This window comes from Achromobacter sp. UBA5777 (assembly GCF_002418565.1).
GTDB lineage: Bacteria > Pseudomonadota > Gammaproteobacteria > Burkholderiales > Burkholderiaceae_B > Achromobacter > Achromobacter animicus.
In genome coordinates, this window is sequence record NZ_DIEJ01000106.1 from 18,996 (window position 1) to 37,706 (window position 18,711).

Annotated in this window: 11 protein-coding genes; 8 read left to right on the forward strand and 3 right to left on the reverse strand. The window is 59.3% G+C overall.

What is annotated here, in order from left to right; genetic code table 11:
• Positions 1–361 precede the first annotated feature (361 nt).
• The 6 genes from B3446_RS07655 to B3446_RS07675 all read left to right on the forward strand — a co-directional run bounded on the left by B3446_RS07655 (position 362) and on the right by B3446_RS07675 (position 13,857).
• A complete protein-coding gene (locus tag B3446_RS07655) occupies positions 362–6,421 on the forward strand; it encodes an ATP-binding protein (protein WP_291379416.1) in 6,060 nt (2,019 codons plus the stop codon).
• Between the two features lie 449 nt (positions 6,422–6,870).
• Positions 6,871–7,905 (forward strand): DUF4238 domain-containing protein, encoded by a 1,035-nt coding sequence (locus B3446_RS07660; RefSeq protein WP_291379418.1) that lies wholly within the window; start codon positions 6,871–6,873, stop codon positions 7,903–7,905.
• A gap of 604 nt (positions 7,906–8,509) precedes the next feature.
• Entirely contained in the window at positions 8,510–8,743 is a 234-nt protein-coding gene (locus tag B3446_RS28570) for a helix-turn-helix domain-containing protein (RefSeq protein WP_409558260.1), read from the forward strand.
• Positions 8,744–9,489: 746 nt separating this feature from the next.
• Positions 9,490–10,737, forward strand: coding sequence for an HAD family hydrolase (locus tag B3446_RS07665; protein WP_291379420.1), 1,248 nt, complete (start codon positions 9,490–9,492; stop codon positions 10,735–10,737).
• Entirely contained in the window at positions 10,734–12,683 is a 1,950-nt protein-coding gene (locus B3446_RS07670; protein WP_291379422.1) for a DNA-processing protein DprA, read from the forward strand. Before B3446_RS07665 ends, B3446_RS07670 begins: the two co-directional genes overlap by 4 nt.
• Before the next feature lie 142 nt (positions 12,684–12,825).
• On the forward strand, positions 12,826–13,857 hold the full coding sequence (locus B3446_RS07675; protein ID WP_291379424.1) for a phosphoribosyltransferase: 1,032 nt from the start codon (positions 12,826–12,828) through the stop codon (positions 13,855–13,857).
• Positions 13,858–14,151: 294 nt separating this feature from the next.
• On the opposite strand, the gene B3446_RS07680 is transcribed toward B3446_RS07675, so the two are convergent.
• Positions 14,152–14,427 carry an integrase core domain-containing protein gene (locus tag B3446_RS07680; protein WP_291379530.1) on the reverse strand — a complete coding sequence of 92 codons (276 nt, stop codon included), beginning with the start codon at positions 14,425–14,427 and terminating at the stop codon, positions 14,152–14,154.
• A gap of 482 nt (positions 14,428–14,909) precedes the next feature.
• Between B3446_RS07680 and B3446_RS07685 the strand changes: the two genes are divergently transcribed.
• Positions 14,910–15,554 (forward strand): hypothetical protein, encoded by a 645-nt coding sequence (locus B3446_RS07685; RefSeq protein WP_291379426.1) that lies wholly within the window; start codon positions 14,910–14,912, stop codon positions 15,552–15,554.
• 46 nt (positions 15,555–15,600) lie between these two features.
• Here the strand turns inward: B3446_RS07685 and B3446_RS07690 are convergent, their stop codons facing one another.
• A complete protein-coding gene (locus B3446_RS07690) occupies positions 15,601–16,548 on the reverse strand; it encodes an amidohydrolase family protein (protein WP_291379428.1) in 948 nt (315 codons plus the stop codon).
• 47 nt (positions 16,549–16,595) lie between these two features.
• Positions 16,596–17,600 (reverse strand): tripartite tricarboxylate transporter substrate-binding protein, encoded by a 1,005-nt coding sequence (locus B3446_RS07695; RefSeq protein WP_291379430.1) that lies wholly within the window; start codon positions 17,598–17,600, stop codon positions 16,596–16,598.
• A 149-nt stretch (positions 17,601–17,749) separates the two neighbouring features.
• Here B3446_RS07695 and B3446_RS07700 point away from each other — a divergent pair, with 149 nt between their 5' ends.
• Positions 17,750–18,640, forward strand: a complete 891-nt coding sequence (locus tag B3446_RS07700) for a LysR family transcriptional regulator (RefSeq protein WP_291379432.1) — start codon at positions 17,750–17,752, stop codon at positions 18,638–18,640.
• The last annotated feature ends 71 nt before the right edge of the window (positions 18,641–18,711 follow it).

Genomic DNA, 18,711 nt, shown 5'->3' on the forward strand with positions numbered 1-18,711 from the left:
CGGGTCGCTGCGGACCTCATAATGGCCGAGGAAGCGTTGTTCACGGTTGCCAGCGAATGCTGCTTTGCGGCCGCTCGAGCCCGGCTGAGCGACCGCAACGGGTCGAAAGCGATCTGTCGTCAAAGCCGGCTTCCGGTCAGAAGCGAATAATCACAGCGCGCTCTCGGCTGACTGCTTCAGAGCGAACAGTGCTATTCACGATAGAGTTCTCGAATAACCGCAGCCATCGGCGCAGGCCACACTGCGCCGCAGATCGGCGTTTGATGAGTCAGCAGCATGCGCCTCTGGTGCTGGACGCGCCGATGACGCTGAAGCCGTTCCTTTAGATTATTGTTGCCACCGACTATCCAACTCCAATTCCATGGCCCCGAAAAAGCCCAAGAAGCAGAATCCATCCACCGCCACAGCTCCTGCGACGGCCCCGGCGGAAGGCGAACGCCGAGCACTCCGTGGATATATTGGCCAATATGAGCGAGCGGGCGCTGCCATTTACTCAGCGCTCGAGCGCGACGAGCTGCGCTGGATCGGCGTTGCCGACCGCAACGCGGGTATCGCTGATGACCTAGTACTCGGTTTTGATGGATTGGTGGTCGGCCACCAGTTCAAGACGTCCAAGTTCCCGGGAACTTTCACTGTTGAGACGCTGTTTACTGGCGCTAGTGGCCTCTGGAAGCCCCTGGTTCATGCTTGGCAGTCCCTGCGCACGGACAACCCGGGAAGCCGCGTCGAGATTCGCTTGGTCGTCAACGACTTTCCGTCGACTACTGACAAGCCAGGCGACGGCACCCCCTCCCACAGCGCGGCATTTCTTGAAGAGTTTCAGCAGCATACAAATCGGTCGCTAGCGGATTGGTGCACGCCGGAGTGGAGCCGACTGATCGATCACCTGCGCCGGGAAGCAGGCCTTAGTGATGGCGACTTCGAACGGTTCTTGCAGAGCCTCCGTGTGGTGTGCGGAGCTGCGGCGGACTTCGTCCAGTCGCACAAGCTGAACGCCGAACAGGCGAGACAGGCATCTGAGATTGCCAGCGTACTGCCCAGGCTGGTCGTCGACTCACGGGACAAGGACAGGTGGACGCGTGACGAGCTGCTTCGTGAGCTTGGCTGGCGCGATCCCGTCAAGACGTTGCTCATCCATCGGTTCCCAGTCGGCGCCTATGTCCAGCGCAACCGCGACACTGAGGTCAAGCTATTGGCCGCGCTGCAAGCCACCAGCCACGGCTATGTCTCACTCATAGGGCCGCCTGGCTCAGGGAAATCCACCCTCCTACAGGTGGCGCTGGCCACCGAAGCAAATACCCGGCTCGTCCGCTATCTGGCGTATGTGCCGGGCGCTGCCCAGGGCGTCGGGCGCGGAGAGGCCGATAACTTTTTGACCGATGTCGGCGCGCAACTGCGCAACAGCGGTTTGATCGGGCTGCGTCTTCGCGATGACTCGCTGCATGAGCGGCGCGAACAGTTCGGCGTCCTGGTGCGGCAGGCAGGGGAACGCTTCGACCGCGACGGGATCCGAACGATCGTCGTCGTCGACGGGCTCGACCATGTTCCCCGCGAAGAGCTGCCGACCAATTCACTGCTGGGGGAGCTACCTCTTCCTGCGGCCATCCCGAAGGGGGTTGTGTTCGTCCTCGGCACGCAGCGGTTGGATCTTGCGAATCTGAAGCCCGCCGTTAAGGAACAAGCGGAGAAGAGCGAGCGGCTAGTCCTCATGAGCTCCCTAGGTCGCGAGGAAGTCGCCCGGATGGCGGATGCGCTTGGCCTGCCTGTCGACATTCCGCGATTGGAGCTGAGCAAGCTCACGCATGGCCACCCGCTGGCAACGCGCTACTTGATTCAGGCACTGCTGCACGCGGACGAAGCCGGCCGCAAGTACCTGCTCAGTGGCGGGATGCCGTTCGACGGCGACATTGGGACCGTGTATGCCGCCGCCTGGCGCGAAATCGCAAGCGACAGCGATGCCATGGACGTGCTTGGCTTTATCGCCCGGGCCGAGGCACCCATGGACCTGCGGTTGTTGGCCACGGTGGTCAAGGAGTCTGCGATTGAGCGAGCACTGGTCGTGGCACGGCACCTGCTCCGCAGTTCATCCCTGGGATGGAGTGTGTTCCACAACAGCTTCAGGCTGTTCGTCATCGCCCAACCGCGAATTCGCCTCGGTAGCGTCGACGACGAATATTCCCGGCGCGTATACCGCGACCTCGCCGAACTGGCAAAGAACGCGCCGCAAGAATCCGCGCAGCGGTGGCTTGAGTTGCGCTACCGCGCCCGTGCTGGGGACGGTGCCGATGTACTTGCGTTGGCAATTCCCGCTCGTTTCCGGCAACACCTGGCCGATGGGCGTTCTATCACCGAGATCCACGCTGATATCCGGCTAGCTCTGCTAGCAGTGCGTGAAACGCACGATGCGACGGCCTTCACAAAGCTGTTGCTGTGTAGTGACGAAGTGGGCAGGCGCGAAACAGCCCTTGAATATGCCAACCAGCTTCCGCTTGCGATGCTGGCAGTCGGGAACATCGATTCAGCCGTCTCTTTCGTGCAGTACTTTCCCAGCCAGGGCTACGAGGTAGTCGACGCCCTGTTGGCGCGAGGCGACTTCGAGCGCGCGAAGGAGCTATTTGAAAATCTAGAACCACTATCGCAGCTCCATACGTCCAAGTTCCAGAACTACGGGAACGAACACAACATCAACGAATTCAAGAGGTGGGCGAGGCGCGCCGTCCATTTCCGAGATACAGAGCAGATGCAGGCAGCGATTGACCATCTCGCCGCGGAGGGGCTACGCGAGGCCGAAAAGGTGGATCCAGAAACTGTCGCCGCACTGCGCCGGCATTTGCGGACGGAAGCCGCAGAGGCGACGCTCCTCCATAAGGTTGACGACGATCCACAAGACCTCTGCAGCGAGCTCGGGGTATCCGACGAAGACAAGCCTTCTGTGATGGTTCACGCAGGGCTATTGGCAAGTCGGCGTGGCGCCATTGCGCACGCGCTTTCTCTGTTCGATGCCGCTGTCGTCCTTCCCGGCTTCGGAGAGGTGCCCAATGGCGACCGCCGCCGTATGGCACTGATTGCATGCCAAGCTGGCCGTCGTGACCTAGCCGAGGTGCTGTTCGATAAGTTGGTAGCGCCGATGATCTCCATGTGCGACGACGAGACGGACCTGGCTGGGCTGGGTTATCTGGTCGGCGCGGTGATGCATCACGTGAGGCTTTGTACGATGCTTGACAAACCGTTGCCGAGTGTGGTGCCGTCGAAGCACTCCTTCCTTCATCCGTTCCAGCAGCGCGCGTCGACGATAGGCGTACTCCTAGGTCGCGCCGCTGTCGACAACGCGGCAGTACAGGCTGGCAGCATCCAGGCCGAAGCCCGCGTTGCCCTTGGGTCCGTGCTACGTCTGACTTCAGAAGCCGGTAGCGAGTCATATCGCATTCAGCAGGCATTCAAAGCGATCCCTGTGCTTGCGAAAGTGCTACTTAGGCTCGGCGCCAAATGTGGCGAGGATGAGTACCGCGCCGTACTTCGAGCAGTTGATGCAGCCATCGCCTCATCTACGCTGGGGGGTACTGCATACCTGCGGCGCCGGTTGGCCGTCGATGCGTATCGGGTTGACGGTGACCGTGCGGGGGCCGTCGACCGGCTCAACGCCCTCGTGACGGAGCTTCAAGAAAGCACGCCGAGTGAACAAATTGACGGGTTGGCGGATCTGTCCATCGCGTTGGCTGCGGTAGGGGACGTAGAGCGGGCGAAACAGTTGCTGGCGACAGTTCCCGAACAGTGCCTTGGCTACGCGCTACCTCCCAAAAAAGATCCACAGTACGCAATCTGGCGGGACATCCTCGTCCTTGCGAACACCGCTGACCCGGAGGGCCGTGTCAAGCGGCTCTCAGGCTTGATACGCCAGGTCAGCGGCATGACCGAAACGGAAGGGTCTTCGGCCGCGCACCGCCTGACAATGTCGCTGATTGAGGAAGCGATGCAGGTCGGGCCTCGCTTCGGTTTCGAGGTGTCAAAGGCACTGGCAGATTGGTATCTGATTGGCTGGCCGAACCGCGTCGATCTACTCATGAAGGGGATGGCCCGGCGAAGCCCTGACTTCGTCTTGCCTTGCGCTACCGTCTGGTGCGGGCTCTGCCTACCGTTCTACATGGAACCGCACTACCGGGATCCGTACCACGTGGGCGACTTCATCGATGTCGCCGCCGACGCGGCAGGCCCCGGCCAGATTGAGCCGCTCACACTGATGCTATTGGGGGCGATCGAAGTAGTCAGCAGAGCACATGAGAGGGTCGGACTGCTCCGGCGTCTTCGCACCGCGGCCGGAAGACATGGGCTCTCTTCCGCGGAGCTTGATGCCGCTATCGCCCGATGGAAGTCAGAAGCGCCGGACCCACGATACTCGTCTACCCCCAGCAAGTATGACTCTGCGGCTACTCTTGATGAGCTTGAACTCGAGTTTGAAGCGGATGGCGATGAACTGAACTACAACGCCGCGTACCGATTCAGAGATCTTGCCGAGAAAGCTCCACTTTATGCGGTGCGGAGGATGTTTGAGCGTTGGAAAGTCTTGCGGGACGACGCGCGCTGTCGCTTCCTGATGGTGAAGCGGTTGGCTGCGGCGGGTGAGATTGAGTACGCCAAGAAGCTGATTCAGGGCTATGAGACGAGCAAGGACCCCTGGCGGGCCTGGAGCCAATGGATGGGGGGCGGCAAGTTCCTCTATTTTGAGGCGAAGAAACTCTTGGACGGGCCATCCACATCTGCTGTCGCCTTCGAGAATATCGTCGATTCGGTGACGGCGGGCGAGGAGAATATCCAGTCTCTGCTGACAGAGCTGGATTCGATATTGCCGGTAATTAGCGCGACGCCTGACTGGCCGGCCATATGGTCGCTGCTTGAGGAGCAGATGGCCTGCACTCGCGAATTCCAACTGGGACGGTCATTCCAGCCGAGCGAGCACCCACTCAGCGAGACGGATCTTCTGGAGGACTTGCTGCACTTTGCCTATCAGTTGCCCGTTGCCGAGGTTCAGCGACACGCACGCAACTGCACTCTGCGCTTGGCAGGCCAAGCAGGACATGGTCAAGCTTTGTTCAAGTCTCTTATGCGGCGACTTCTGACCGGCGATTCCGATGCCCCCCTGCGCGCGCTCGGAACGCTGCTGGCTTTTGACAGCGCGGGCCTAACATCCGAGCTGGGCACTGCCGTGGCTGCGTTGGTCAGTCACCGCGATGTATGTGTAGCAGAGTCAGCCGCGATCTTGTCACATCGGTGGGGGGTGACAGTCTCAATGGACGCGAAGCCACTGCCGCTCTTCTATAGCCTCGAACTGGAGTTCCCCTCGGAGGGCGACAATGCCTTCAAGGACGAGAGAACTGGTGCGATGCGAGTCGAGTCGTCGCTTGGCTGGACCGAGATGCTGCGCTCCACAGCAAGGCACCTTGCGCAGGCGGCAGGTATCGACGAGATGACAATCCGCCAGCGCGCGGCGATATTCATCCAAGATTGGGGCGGACTTGAGGCATTCGGGCCTTCTGGTGTCAAAAGGCTAGAGGCTCAGCTTCGCGCCCTCGAAATGCAGATCACATACCTGAAGCCTCACGCCTATATTGCGATTGCCGCCCTTCGCCACGTTGCGGGAGAACTGCGGCTGGCGGGTAAGCTAAACGGCCGCGACAGGCCGACGCTGTTGGAGCGTTTGGGTTGCCCCTTGCCGCCTCGGCCTTCGACGTTCCCGCAAGCGCGCCCCGAATGGATCCGCATGCCGCTGTTCGACCGACACGCCGGTTGGTCCGAGCGAGAGAAGAAGTGGGTTGACGAGGTCGACAGCGACGTTGCGTCTTTCCCGGCACACCCGGACGGCCAAGTTGTGGCTGAGGTGTCGCGTATCAAAATCTTCAAGCCACGCTTGTCAGAGCATCGTCTCTATCGATTTCGAGCACCATCGGCACATACTGACGGGGAAGACTTCGACCAGTGCTATGAAACGTTGCCCCTCGCGGTCTGGCTGGGTCAGCACGTCGCCCTCGACGATGAGCTGGCTCCAACGCTGGTAAGACGAGTTGTTTGTTCCGTGGACATGGGCTTTGATGTAGCGGCCTATCCGTTCGCGTTGTGCCCGAACTGGGTGATGAGGCTTCGTTGGCGCACGCACGACGAAGAGCCGAGCGTCTTCCTCAACGCGGGTGGGGCTGTCGTCGCAAAGCTCTATTGGTGGCGTGACGCCGGCCCGGTTGACATCGATGCGGAGGCTATGTGGGGCGAAGGTTGCTACCTAGTTCTGACGCCAGCAGGCCTCGAACAGCTCGCAGCTACCTGCGGGAAGCTGGACCTGACCATCAACGTATTTGCAAGCAGGCAGATCAATCAGCCCAGCCACTACGGGCAATCTCTCCTAAAGACGGCGAAGAGCAGCTATTCGGTTTAGGCTGTCCTCATACAGCTGCGATGTCAGACGAGAGAGCCCAGGCCGACGCTGGCCTATCGCTCTCATACTGGGTTACCCGAAAGCGCCCCTAGCGTCCTGATTGCGCGACCGTGGCCAGCTTCTGAGTGGTGATCTGCCCGATGATCCGGTAATTCACTCATTGTTGGCGGTTTTGTATTCAGACGGTCAGTGCAACGGTTTTGCGCGGGGGGGGCGACCTGGCCTACGCCGATTCATTGGATACGGTTCGAAGCCCGCACTCATCCGCGAATATGTTAGCTCGCGTTGGATCGTGGGATGTGACGAAGTGGAGTACGCGTATAGTGCTCTGCTTGCCATAGGAGCGATAGGTATACGGCCTTGAACCTGATGTCTGGCCACAGAAGCACTTCAGAACAAAGGCTCTTAATTTGGCTTTTGGGAACAATAGTTGGAGTTTGGTACAGACGATGAAAACGAGTGCTCAGCTTCGCGTAGACAATCACTACGTGCCCCAGCTCTATCTGAAGCAATGGGCGAAGAATGGGAAGATCCCCACCTATCGGCTCTTAGTGCCGAAAAATGAGGCTCCTCTATGGAAGGACCATTCCCTTCGAGGCATAGCCTATCACCAGCACTTGTACACATACGTGGCCGGTCAAGAGGAGACAGATGAGCTTGAGCATTGGCTGAGCAAGGAGTTCGAGGATCCAGCACAAGAAGCTATTCGCCTTGTGGTCAATGACGAACGAATGTCTCCAGAGCATTGGAGGAGATTGATTCGATTTGCGGTTGCGCAAGATGTCCGCACGCCAGCGAGCCTGCGCGCTTTTCTTGCTAGACACCGCGACTCGATGCAAGGGCTTTTGAATCAGACGGTGGAGTCGTCCGTCAGATACTTGGAAGCCGCAGTCAAAGCCGGAATCAAGTTGCCGGAGCGGGCGCCAGATCGGGAGCCTAGGGAGTCCTTCCCGGTCAAAATCTCAATTGTTCGAAACCCGGAAGGAGATGGCTCTATCGAAACGAGGACTGTCCTAGGGCGGCGTTTGTGGCTGTGGAGCGTGCGGCATGTGTTGACGGAAACCATCACAAAGATTACCAATCAACGATGGACGATTGTGCATGCCCCCGCGGGCGTATCGTGGCCGACCTCAGATAACCCTCTAATTAGACTCAACTACCGTGATCCGGCCAGTTATAGCTTTGGCGGAGGGTGGGGCGTCGACAACGTCGATATCCTGATGCCTATCAGCCCGACACACCTGCTCCATAATTGCATAGGCCGGAGAAGCTGGCCTAGAGGTACGGTGCTCGACCAGGCGACCGCACAGTTTCTACGAAAGGTCATCATTGAGCATGCAGACCGTTACGTGTTCGACATAAGCAAGAGTGACGTGCAGAAGATTCGCGGGAGAACTGTGAATTTGGCGGCCTACAACGAGGAGCGGGCTATTTGGCAAAACTGGGGTAAGGAACAAGGTGCAGCTGAGGCAGAGCTATTCTAGTTTTGCTGCCTGGCGGCCGCCTTTTGGACGGGGGGCGACTAATGCTGCGATCTCAGTCGCGCGGGCGTTTTGACGACGATTGCTTCAGCCGAAATTCTAGTTAGGTTGTGATTCTTCAAGAGAGACCGAATACAACCAAGTGGCCGCATTGCAACTGACGAAACGACGACGTGCCCGGACCGAGTTTTGGGATCGTTGTATGACGAAACCCTTGAACCCTATCGAACTGACGGAGTTGCGCCGCAGAGCCGAGAATGCGGTGGCCTAACATCGCTTGGCCGGATTTGAGCTGGACGCCCGCACAATTGCGGACCTGTATCGAGTGGCGGATGGTGCGCTGTCGTTCGAAGAATTGACCGAAGACCTTCAGCGGTGGGGGCGCTCTGGAGAGCTTTCGGACAATGCGAGGCCGCTTAAAGAGGTGTTAGGCGACCGCTTTACCGCCAGGTTCATATCGCTGTGCAAGCGGCCCACCTCACCCGCACCGAGTCGTGCTGGGTGAGCCAACGAGTGATGCCGGGATCGATCCAGTCAAGGACCTCCAGAATAGTGGCGTGTAACTCCTCCACGGTAGGATTCACCCATAGCAGCGAAATTGACAGCGATGTCTAACGATGCCGGTGTTTGCCTTGAACGCTTGAGGAAGCGTCGGGACATGTATGCCAATCGTCTTGCGTCTCTTGTCGGCGTCGACACGTCGTACATCACCCTTCTAGAGCGAGGGCGTCGACCGCCTCCTCGTGACGCTGTTCTCAGGCGCTTGATTGCAGCACTGCTTCTCACACCATGTGAAGAGGAGGCTCTGACGCGTGCCGCTTTGAACGAGCTGATCCTTTAGTGGAGGCCCTGCGATCTCTTGCTATAACTTTTGCTTGGGCGTAATTAATGACTCACTCAATCACAACCACGACGCGACTGAGCTCGGATATATGGCAGCCATATCAGTGGAGCCAATTCTGAATACTCTTGGCTTTCACAATACTTCTCCGCCCGGGGTATACCCTTCCTGGACGCTATACGGTAACGAATCGCCGCCTGCTCATAGCTCACAAGATGCGATTCCACCAGAGACGGTGTAACACCTCAGTGCGCAAACTTAACAGTTTGTCTGGCTGAAATTACTCCGCGACGTAGTGTGACCCAGACGCTGTGCGACTGTTTTTATGCATTCCATAGACCATGTGCAGGTTTGACCCGTCTCGCGTGCCTATGAAGGGAGTGCATGAAAGTGCGTTTGTCATCTAGACGTCCTGGATTACGCCTCACTTTTCCTAATATGTCCCGACGGCGTCACTGACCGACGTGCCATGCACTCGTCTTGATGGATGGATAAAGCCGGTCGGTCAGACACATTTATTGACAATATGGTTAGAAAATGAAACTATTCCGTTGCAGGACGGAGAGATGCGCGGAAATGTCTCCTAGTCTGGCCAGCACGGATATGACGGCTGGCAAGGGTCGATAGACCCTGAGGAGACCTTTCCCAGCTTCTTTGGGCAGTGCGTAGACCCGCATAAAGCGCTACTTCGCGTGTTGCTCATTGTCGACTCCTTCCAGTGACATGACTCACGACGGAGAAGATGAATGCTGGAATTGTGCTTGTTCGACTTGGACAATACGCTTATCCGAACGGACGACCTAAAGGATATCCGGGAGGCGTGCGCGAACAATTCCAATCCGGCCCGTCTTCGGGCGCTGGTAGAACAGATCAGACAGCTCCCTGATCGCCGAATCTATTCTCATGCGTTTCTTCGCACTATCAGGCAACGATTCCCTGGCATTAAGCTGGGTGTTTTCACGCGTGCGCCGCGCAGTTACGTGAACACGGTGTTGGACTGGGCCTATCCCGGTTTCATTTGGGATGTCATCATTGCCTATGAAGACGTCCGTCCTACCAAGCCGTATGGTGACGGTGTATTGGTAGCTATGCAGCATCTCCAATTGCACAACCCCTCGGCGGTCGCGCTAATCGGCGACACGGACGTTGACGTCAAGGCAGCCTATAACTCCGGTTGTCTGGTCGCGGTGGATACGCAGGCATGGCCATATAGATATCTTCAAGAACATTGGCGGGCCCTCGAGCTGGTCCCCGACGCGTTCATCGAAGGGGAGGCGGATGTTCTAGCCTTCCTCGCTGAGCATCGTCAGTTTCTGCCTAACATGGAGTGCCTGATTGAAAGTGCGCCTCGTCAACGAGTTTGGCGCTATGACAAGATAGGCTATTTCATGCCTCGCCCGCTCGAAGATGGAGGCTCGCCATATCAGATCCATGTCGCAGGACGGAGCTTCTCGAACCATGGGTCCGTCAATCCTCGGCATGCCGTTCATGCTTTGACTGCGTCGATCGGGGCTTGCAAGGACGTAGTTGTGTTCCCGCCATATTGGATTGAGACCATTCGAAATTTCATCAATCTCAATTTCGATGCTCTTTTTGGCCCGAAAGAGGTGGTCGTGACGGTTGTTCCGCATCGGCCAGATCGGCAGCCGCGCCTCGAGCGGCTTCTTGAGCAGCTTGCCGCGTCGTTCGCTGTGAACCCCCTTGAGGTAAATGTTACCTGCGTGCCTGACCTGCTCGCCTACACTAATGGCGTTCGGTCAAACCACAACGAATTTCTGAACCGTGCAGAACGGTTTGAAAACGTCCGAGAGCATCTTATTGTGAACCGACCTGACCGGGTCGAACGCAACAAAGCCTATGTTGTCGTCGATGACGTGGTGACAACGGGCGCGTCCCTGATCTACGCAGAGAGGTGCCTAAAGGCTGCGGGCGCAGGGCAAGTTATGCTCCTCGGCTTGAGTAAAAATATCGGCGATATCTACGCCTACTTATGACGATCATTTCGCCACAGACCCGCTTTCTGCTCTCCCTTAGCAAGCTCAAGGGAGTGGGGCCTGCCGCGCTCAAAAAGGTCGCGGCGATCCCCCAGTTCGACAGTTGGTCGATCGAGAAGCTTGCCACGGCGGTTCCTCAGGTCGCTCGCTCTCTAGAGGGTGAAGTGAATTGGGACGAGTCGCAGGACTGGGCACATGCTCAGATTCAGTCAGCCGAGCGGCATCAGGCGCGTATCTTGTCCCCGCTGGACCCCGATTACCCAGCGCTGCTGGCCCAGACAAAGGATGATCCCTTTATTCTCTACGTCCAAGGCACCCTGGCTGCACCAGGGCAGCGCTGCGTCGCCGTGATCGGGACTCGAGAACCTACTGCGCATGGCGCCGTCGTCGCGAAGCGAATCACGACTCAGTTCGGCAAGGCTGGCTGGAGCGTCATCAGCGGCTTGGCTCTTGGGTGCGACGCGCTGGCACACCAGGCCGCGCTCGATTGTGGCGCGCATACGGTCGCTGTGATGGCGCATGGTCTTCAAATGATTGCCCCGTCAAAGAATAAGCAGTTGGCGCAAGCCATCCTGGACGCTGGCGGGGCACTCGTGAGCGAGTACCCTTTCGGGCAAACAGTACAAAACCAACAATACGTGAAGCGGGACCGCACGCAAGCTGGCATGGCCCTCGGCGTCGTGATGATCCAGTCCGATATTAAGGGCGGCAGTCTGTATGCCTCCCGCGCTTGCCTGGATTACGGGCGCTGGCTTGCCGTTCCTTATCCCACGGATCGCGACCTGGATAGCCGCGCGCCAAAAGTTCAAGCAAACGTCGTCATCGCAAATGCCCCTGCGCACGAGCGCGCAAACCTCCTGCGTTGTACGACTTCAGCGCTAAGCAGGGTAATCATTCTTAGAAACAGAGAAGACAGCATTTTACTGACCGAATCGGATGGAGTCAGGGCGTTCGAGGGCCTGTCAGAGCGAAGCGTTTATTCCAACGAAACAGACTTGTTGACTTCGACGCCAGCCGAGGTATCCCCGAGCGCGAGTAACGGTTTTTCTCGTGATTTGCTTCTGGATGAGCCAGCCAAGCACGATGGGCTTGCCGAAGGGACTCCAGACCATTGGGAAGAAACCGCAGCTGAAACCAGCGAGGCAGGTGGCATTCCATCTGAGCCATCCTTGCAACCCAAGCCCGTGGAAGCGCCGGAAGCCGAAGACAGCCTTGCGAAGGCGTCGCCTGACGAGCAATCCTTGGAAGCTCAGAACTCGCCCTCAGAAGCGCCTCCAACTATCGAAGCCAAGACGCACACTGACGACCAAAACACGAAGGTCACACGGCAGTTGCCACTAGTCTTGACGCTGGTTCTGCACAAAGGCAGCGACCCGAGCCCAGCTTTCGGACTTTGGGACCCTCCGAAAGTTAGTTCTAAAGAGTTCAAGACGCGGCTTGGCAATGCCAGAGAAAACCTTGGCGTGCGTGAATTTTACGCGCGGCATAAGCGGCTGCAATCTCATCTTGCCAAGCTGCAGCGAAAGCTGGCCGATGCAGCGAAGCCCCTATCGCATGACAAACTCCTGGACCTTCGGCTAGACGGCGAGGAGGTGATCCTCCATCTCGCCCAACTTGCGCGGTCCTCAGCGAACATTGACGCGCTTGCAACCGAGTTGCACCTACGCGATGAAGCGGAAGACTGGATAAAACGCGACTACGCAGAACAACGATCTACGGGCAGGGACGTGAGTTGCACAAGCGAAAGTCGCCACCGCCTTGTCGAGGAGTTGGCAATCCTGCTGAAGACAGATCTCAGATCGTTTGTTATCGACGATGGACATTCCGACGCTGCTCGGACAACGGTCAATGGGGAGTTCCGTCAAGTGGCTTTGCTTCAACTCATCGAGCGGCTGAACGCTGTTCTTAAGGCTGCGTTTAGAGAAGACTTCGGTGAGAATTCGTAGCGTTTGTGCTGCCACTCATAGGTGAGAGAGGATTTAAATGTTTGCACTCGTGTCGTCGCCGGGCTCTGTCTTGCGAAGCGGTTCACCTGATCCTGCGTTGGTGAGCACACTGAGCGCTGTAGCCGCTTCAGGCTCACCCGTTATGCTGATTTCCAACCATGACGCTCCGACCTGGTTCAATCAGGCTTTCGGCGCTACCGGCGTTAAGTTCTTGAAGAGCCCGGGACGGCAGTCAGGGGAGGTCGTTCGCGACATCGCCAAGCGCTTGAAGATCGCTTCGCACGATGTGTTTGCGCTAGCCACGAAGGCAGAAGATGTACAGATGGGCAAGAACGCGCAAGCGGTGCTCGTCGCCGGCAGCTGGGCTAACGATCGTCAGGTATCGTCTTTGGGCATCCGTGTGGACGACGCCCAGCAGCTTCAGGACACCTTGCAGCTGGTTCATGGCTGGTCTGGGCAGTGGTGGTTCTCGGGCCAAGCCAAGAATTATGGGCTGCGAGCCCTCAGTAACCTTTCCAGCATGTATACGTCTGCGGACCAAGCCGACTTTGGTCGCCGGGTGACCGCGACTGTGAAGAACGGTGGACCACGGCTGATGGCGCTGCTGGCTATTACCTCTCGCTCGCTTCTGATGGACGGCGTTGACACGCTCGAGAATCTCCTGTGGGGGGTATATCCGTCTTCCAAGAGCAAGAACGACGACAGCGAGGTCCTGAGCGACTTCACTCACCGGCTGCGCACCACGGTGTCGCGCGTTCGCTTGGCCAAGGCTGGATTACCTCTGTTCATTCGCCACACACCATCTACGAAGCGGTCGGCCAGCGGTGGCAGCGTGGACCGCACGGATCCATCAGAGCAGATTCAGACGATACACCTCAATCCCGAGTACAAGAAGAATATTAAGGGGCGCAACGTCGTGGTTGTCGATGATTGCACGACTTACGGCGTCTCGTTCGGCGTCGCGGCCGCTTTTCTGGTGAAGGCCGGCGCGGCGTCCGTTCGTGGTATCGCTCTGGGCAAGTTTGGCAGCCGACTGCAGCAGTACGAGATCGACATTCTGAGTGACCCGTTCGCACCGGTTGGGGCGGCTGAGTTTAAGGTGGCTGCGGCGACTGCTTTTCCAGGCATGACGAGCCAGGTGAGCCAGCAGACATTGTTGAACATTTTCCCCTGACAGGCGTTCAAGTCATGTTCTGCTCAGCCTAGATTTGTAGGCGAAGCGCGACCGCAATTCTAAGTCGCGCGGTCAATGACCGCCTTATTGCCGCCCGAGGTGCACCTCCGCGAGGCTCCCTGGCGAAGCTAGGCGAACATGTGATGCATAGCCGGCTGCGTCGACGGACAACCCCCTGGCGGTGGACTCCGGCGTCCAGGGCAAAGCCCCCCTGGGGTGAACTGCTCCCCAGAAGTTGGACAGTTTTAAAGTCTAGGTGGCCAAGGCCTGACCTTCCCCCGTAAATTGGACAGTTCAAAACTGGAGGGTGGCTGCCTCTGTTGGTTGCTCTGACCACTTTTGGACGTACTCACACGGGGTCAGATGGCCGAGTGAGCCGTGGGGACGGTGATGGTTGTAGTCGTCCTGCCAAGCCTGAAGTTTTTGCCGCAGGTCGTGCAGCGTGATGAATTCATGCACGTTAAGGAATGCTAATCGAGCGGATTCCCGAGGCGCGCCGCGCACTGATCGACGTCGTGGTAATCGATCTATCGGCCGGCAAGCCCTGACGCGCCCATGATCGACTCTCATGTAGCGCCAGTTGGCTGGCGATTCATACCCGCTATCGGGGAACTGCGACACTCAACCACTGCTGATAGGTCGCGGGCTGCGCTCTTAGTAAGGCTTCTTCGGAAAATTCCAAGTTAAGTGAAATTTCCTACGGAAAATTCCAAGTTAGATGGCACGGCGGTACCAACTCTAATGACAGTGTTCTGCCAAGTCATTGATATTTATAGAGTGTGGATTCTAAGCCGATTGAACTCCGACACCCGGGCAGGGATCACGGTGTCTTGATCAACGGACTCGAGGTCAGTTGTTCTTCTCTGCCACCTGCCTCCCGCCTGATGACAAGTTTCGAACCTGTCTGATTCGAATGCGCAATCGATCTCTATATCGTATCGCCGCATCGCCGATGTGGCAGGCGAGTGGGCTTTCTCGGGTGAGTTGGCGGTCTCCGATATTTGCGAAGGCGAATACTGCAACTGACGCTCAAACCCGGAGGCTAATCTATCGTGTTGTTTGCACCCAGTATTAAAACCGTGAGGTTGACGAGTCGCGTTGCTGTCGCCGGAGCTTTGCTGACCGTCGTCGCCAACCTGGCGGGATTTTATATCGTCACATACCGGCCTTGGAGCGATAACGAGATTCCGCCATGGCTGAACTGGTTCGGAATCCAGCTGGCATTCGGAGGCTGGCTCATCATGTTGCTTGGTGGCAAAAGGTGGCTCGGTTGGGGCGCGGTGGTGCTCTCTGTCGTACTGCTAAATGTATTTTGGCCCTCGCGAATGCACATTTACCTATTCGATGCGAGCAATGAATCCGTATACGGGCCACCTTATCGCATCAGCTACGAGCCTTTTCGCAACTGGAGATGGCGAGTCACTCAAGACGAGGGACTGACGCCCGGAAGTAGTACGTTTTCCGGCCAGAGATTCACGTACAAGAAAGTGACTGCCGCGATGGCTGATGACGTTGGTGATATCTCGATTCAAGATTTCAGATGCGAGGCCCGCAGGGAGGTCTATTGGGGGCCCATATCGGTTACGTATGCGCGAGCTTTTCCCGACAATCCTCTGAGCCCCTATTTCAACTTGCCTGCAGACCCTGCAAGTCTCAATCTCAAGGGATGTTCCATCGTCGAGGAGAAAGGTAGGTAGTGCTGTGACGCGGCCACGAGGACCGTACATTCGGTATTCTGGACCTTCAAAAGTCGTAAAGCCGCGCCGCGTTATCGACCAGGATCGCCTGCTTCTCCGCTTCGCTCACCCACGCGCAGAAGGCCGACAGCTGATCACCATCGTCAATCGGATGAAGCGGTTCACTGCGATCGCGCGTGCGGGCCACGCCCGGCCAAGCCCCCGAATGCGGCCAGTCGGTGCCCCACAACATGCGATCAAGCCGCGTATTGATCAGCGCTCGTGCGATCTCTCGCGCCTCGATGGGCGGGCGGCCATCCTGCCAGACCGTCAGGCGGTACGGCGCTGAGAGCTTCACGTACACATTGCCTGTCGCCACGATCTCCAGCAGCGCATCGAAGCCGGGCTGGCCCGTGCCGGCCACGGCGCTTGCCAGTGCGAAATGATCGATCACGACGGGCACGGGGCAGTCGCGCAGTGCGGGTGCGAGCGCGCTCACGACCGGCAGTGTGGTGTAGATCTGCACGTGCCAACCGAGATCGGCAACCTGTTCGGCGGTGCGCGCCAGCGCATCGCGCGCGATGGCCGGATCCTGCTGGCCGAATGATTGCAGGTTGACGCGTGCGCCCCTCACGCCCGCCGCATGCAGCGCGCGCAGGCCGTCGCGCGAGATATCGGGCGCCAGGACCGCGACGCCGCGCGATGCATGGCCTGCCGCATTCAGGGTGGCAAGGGCATCGGTCATGCACCGATTGTCGGTGCCTTGCGGGCTGGCCTGCACGACGACAGCGCGGTCGATCCCAAGCGCCGCGTGCAGCGCAAGCAGATCATCGGTCGACGCAAGCCCCGGCATGAACACGCGGTTTTCGGCCAGCGGATAGCGGTCGAATGGGCCGAAGATGTGCACATGGCAATCGCAGGCGCCAGGCGGAATCGTGCCGGTGACCGGGCTGTGACGGACGCCCAGCACGGTAGGCGGGTCGTCGGGAGTAGCGGCAAGCTGGGTACGGCTCATGGGATGCTCGGGAAGATGATGGGGGAAGGGCGTACACGCGGCCGCGCTCAGGGGTTCTGCTTGATGCCGGCGGTCTGGATCAGCCGCACCCATTTGTCGCGATCGGCCAAGTAGTAGCGGGTGAAGGCCGCCGGGCTGTCGTCCGACAGCGCGTAACCTTGCGCCTCCAACTTCTCGCGCACATCCGGCAGGCGAAGCACGCGACGCACTTCCGCATTCAGCGCGTTGACCACGTCGGGCGGCGTGGCGGCGGGTGCAAGCAGGCCAAGCCAGGTCGCGACCTCGTAGTCCTTCAGGCCTGCCTCTGCCGTGGTCGGCAACTGCGGCGCGAAGTTGACGCGCGCTTTGCTGGTCACGGCCAGCGCGCGCAGGCGCTGATCCTTCATGTAGGGCAGGGCCGTCGAGGCGTTCGCGAACATGAACGGCAACCGGCCCGCCAGCATTTCGGTGATGCAGGCTTGTTCGCCCGCAAACGGGATGCTGTGCAATTCGATGCCCGCCGTCTGGGCGAACAAGACGGCCGCCATATAGGGCGAGGTGCCGATGCCTCCAGAGCAGAAATCGATCTCGCCCGGCGCGGCCTTGGCTTGGGCAATGAGCTCCTGGACGGAGGTGGCGCGCAGCTTCGGCCCGGCTAGCAGCACTTGCGGCGCACTGCCCACCAGCGCCACGCCAGTGAAGTCCTTCATGGGATCGAACGTCGTCACGTTCTGCAGCGTGGGCGCGACGGCGACTGTCGTCTGGCTGGCGAGCAGCAGGGTGTTGCCATCGGGCCTCGCGCGAGCCACGTAGGCCGCCGCGATCATGGAGGCGGCGCCGTTCTTGTTCTCCACCATTACGGCGCGGCCGCCCACCTGCATGTGCTGCGCCACGATGCGGGCCACGGTGTCGGGCGCGCCTCCCGGCGGCGCACCGACCACGATCCGGATCGTGCCGCCCGCCGGGGTCTCGGACAGCGCGGGCGCGGCCGAAGCCAGCAATACGGTGCCGAGCAGCGGAGTAAGCAGTCTGGCCAGCAGCCTGCGTGGGTATACGCCAGGGTTCGTGCGCATCGGTGTCTCCTCGCGATGTCGCCGTGCGCCGCATGCAAGCCGCGCCGGCTGTTGTGATGTGGAGTCAGTGTCCGGCAGGCAGATTGATATAGTCAAATATATAAATTGAGTCATTTCATACATAGATATGTATGAACAACGAGGTTCACATGAATAAACGCGAGATGGCGCTGTTCGAAGCCGTGGGGCGCACCGGCTCCGTCACCTTGGCGGCTGCATCCACCGGGATGTCGCAGCCCGCGGCAAGCGCGATGCTGAAGTCGTTGGAAGACAAGCTGGGCTTCGCGCTGTTCAGCCGCGAAAAGCGCCGGCTGGCGCTGACCGCCGAGGCTCGCTTGCTGCTGCCGGAAATCGTCCATGCCTTGGCGGCGATGGACAACGCCGAACGTATGGCGGCCAGCATGCGGGGCGGGGCGCAGGCGCGACTGGACGTGGGGGCCGTTGCGGCCGTGGGCGCGAGCATCCTGCCCGGCGCGATGGCCTGGTTGCAGGCCCGGGAGCCCGGTGTGCGGGTCAGCGTGCGTACGGACATGACGCTAGGGGTGGCGGGGCTGGCGGCCGATCAACGCATCGATATCGGCGTGGTGATCGGCTCGGCCGCGCTGCCAAACGTAGGCCAGCGCACGCTGGCGCGGCTGAGCCTGCAGGCCGTGATGCCGGCGGGCCACGCGCTGGCGAATCGTCACCGTCTGGCATTGGCCGACCTGGCGGACACCCCCTACATCTCGCTCAGTCGTCACTTGCAGGTGGGGGCGCTGACGGCGCGGCAGTTCGAGCAGGAGCGCTTGCCGTTTCTACCGGTGATCGAGGTGAATCAGTATTCGGCCGCCTGCGCCTTTGCGGAACGCGGCCTGGGCGTAGCCATCCTTGACAGCATGAGCGGCCTGTATGCGCGGCGTCACGGGCTCAGCGTCGTGCCCGTCGATGTGGAAGGCGGTCTCGATCTGGCCATCGTGTGGCCGTTGAATCGAGGTCTGGGACGCGTGGCGCGGCAGCTCGAGGCCGGGCTGGTGAATGAGCTGTCGCACGCTACTGAGTAGGCGGGCGCCAGCCTTTTGAGCCTGGACTTGCCGGGAACCATGTCGAGCGCGCCCGGTGCAGGCGAGGTGCG

What these genes read in the sequence shown, in the direction of transcription:
- B3446_RS07655 (WP_291379416.1), top strand. Translation starts at nt 362, where the DNA reads ATGGCCCCGAAAAAGCCCAAGAAGCAGAATCCATCCACCGCCACAGCT.
- B3446_RS07660 (WP_291379418.1), top strand. Translation starts at nt 6,871, where the DNA reads ATGAAAACGAGTGCTCAGCTTCGCGTAGACAATCACTACGTGCCCCAG.
- B3446_RS28570 (WP_409558260.1), top strand. Translation starts at nt 8,510, where the DNA reads ATGTCTAACGATGCCGGTGTTTGCCTTGAACGCTTGAGGAAGCGTCGG.
- B3446_RS07665 (WP_291379420.1), top strand. Translation starts at nt 9,490, where the DNA reads ATGCTGGAATTGTGCTTGTTCGACTTGGACAATACGCTTATCCGAACG.
- B3446_RS07670 (WP_291379422.1), top strand. Translation starts at nt 10,734, where the DNA reads ATGACGATCATTTCGCCACAGACCCGCTTTCTGCTCTCCCTTAGCAAG.
- B3446_RS07675 (WP_291379424.1), top strand. Translation starts at nt 12,826, where the DNA reads ATGCTGATTTCCAACCATGACGCTCCGACCTGGTTCAATCAGGCTTTC.
- B3446_RS07680 (WP_291379530.1), bottom strand. Translation starts at nt 14,427, where the DNA reads ATGAGAGTCGATCATGGGCGCGTCAGGGCTTGCCGGCCGATAGATCGA.
- B3446_RS07690 (WP_291379428.1), bottom strand. Translation starts at nt 16,548, where the DNA reads ATGAGCCGTACCCAGCTTGCCGCTACTCCCGACGACCCGCCTACCGTG.
- B3446_RS07695 (WP_291379430.1), bottom strand. Translation starts at nt 17,600, where the DNA reads ATGCGCACGAACCCTGGCGTATACCCACGCAGGCTGCTGGCCAGACTG.
- B3446_RS07700 (WP_291379432.1), top strand. Translation starts at nt 17,750, where the DNA reads ATGAATAAACGCGAGATGGCGCTGTTCGAAGCCGTGGGGCGCACCGGC.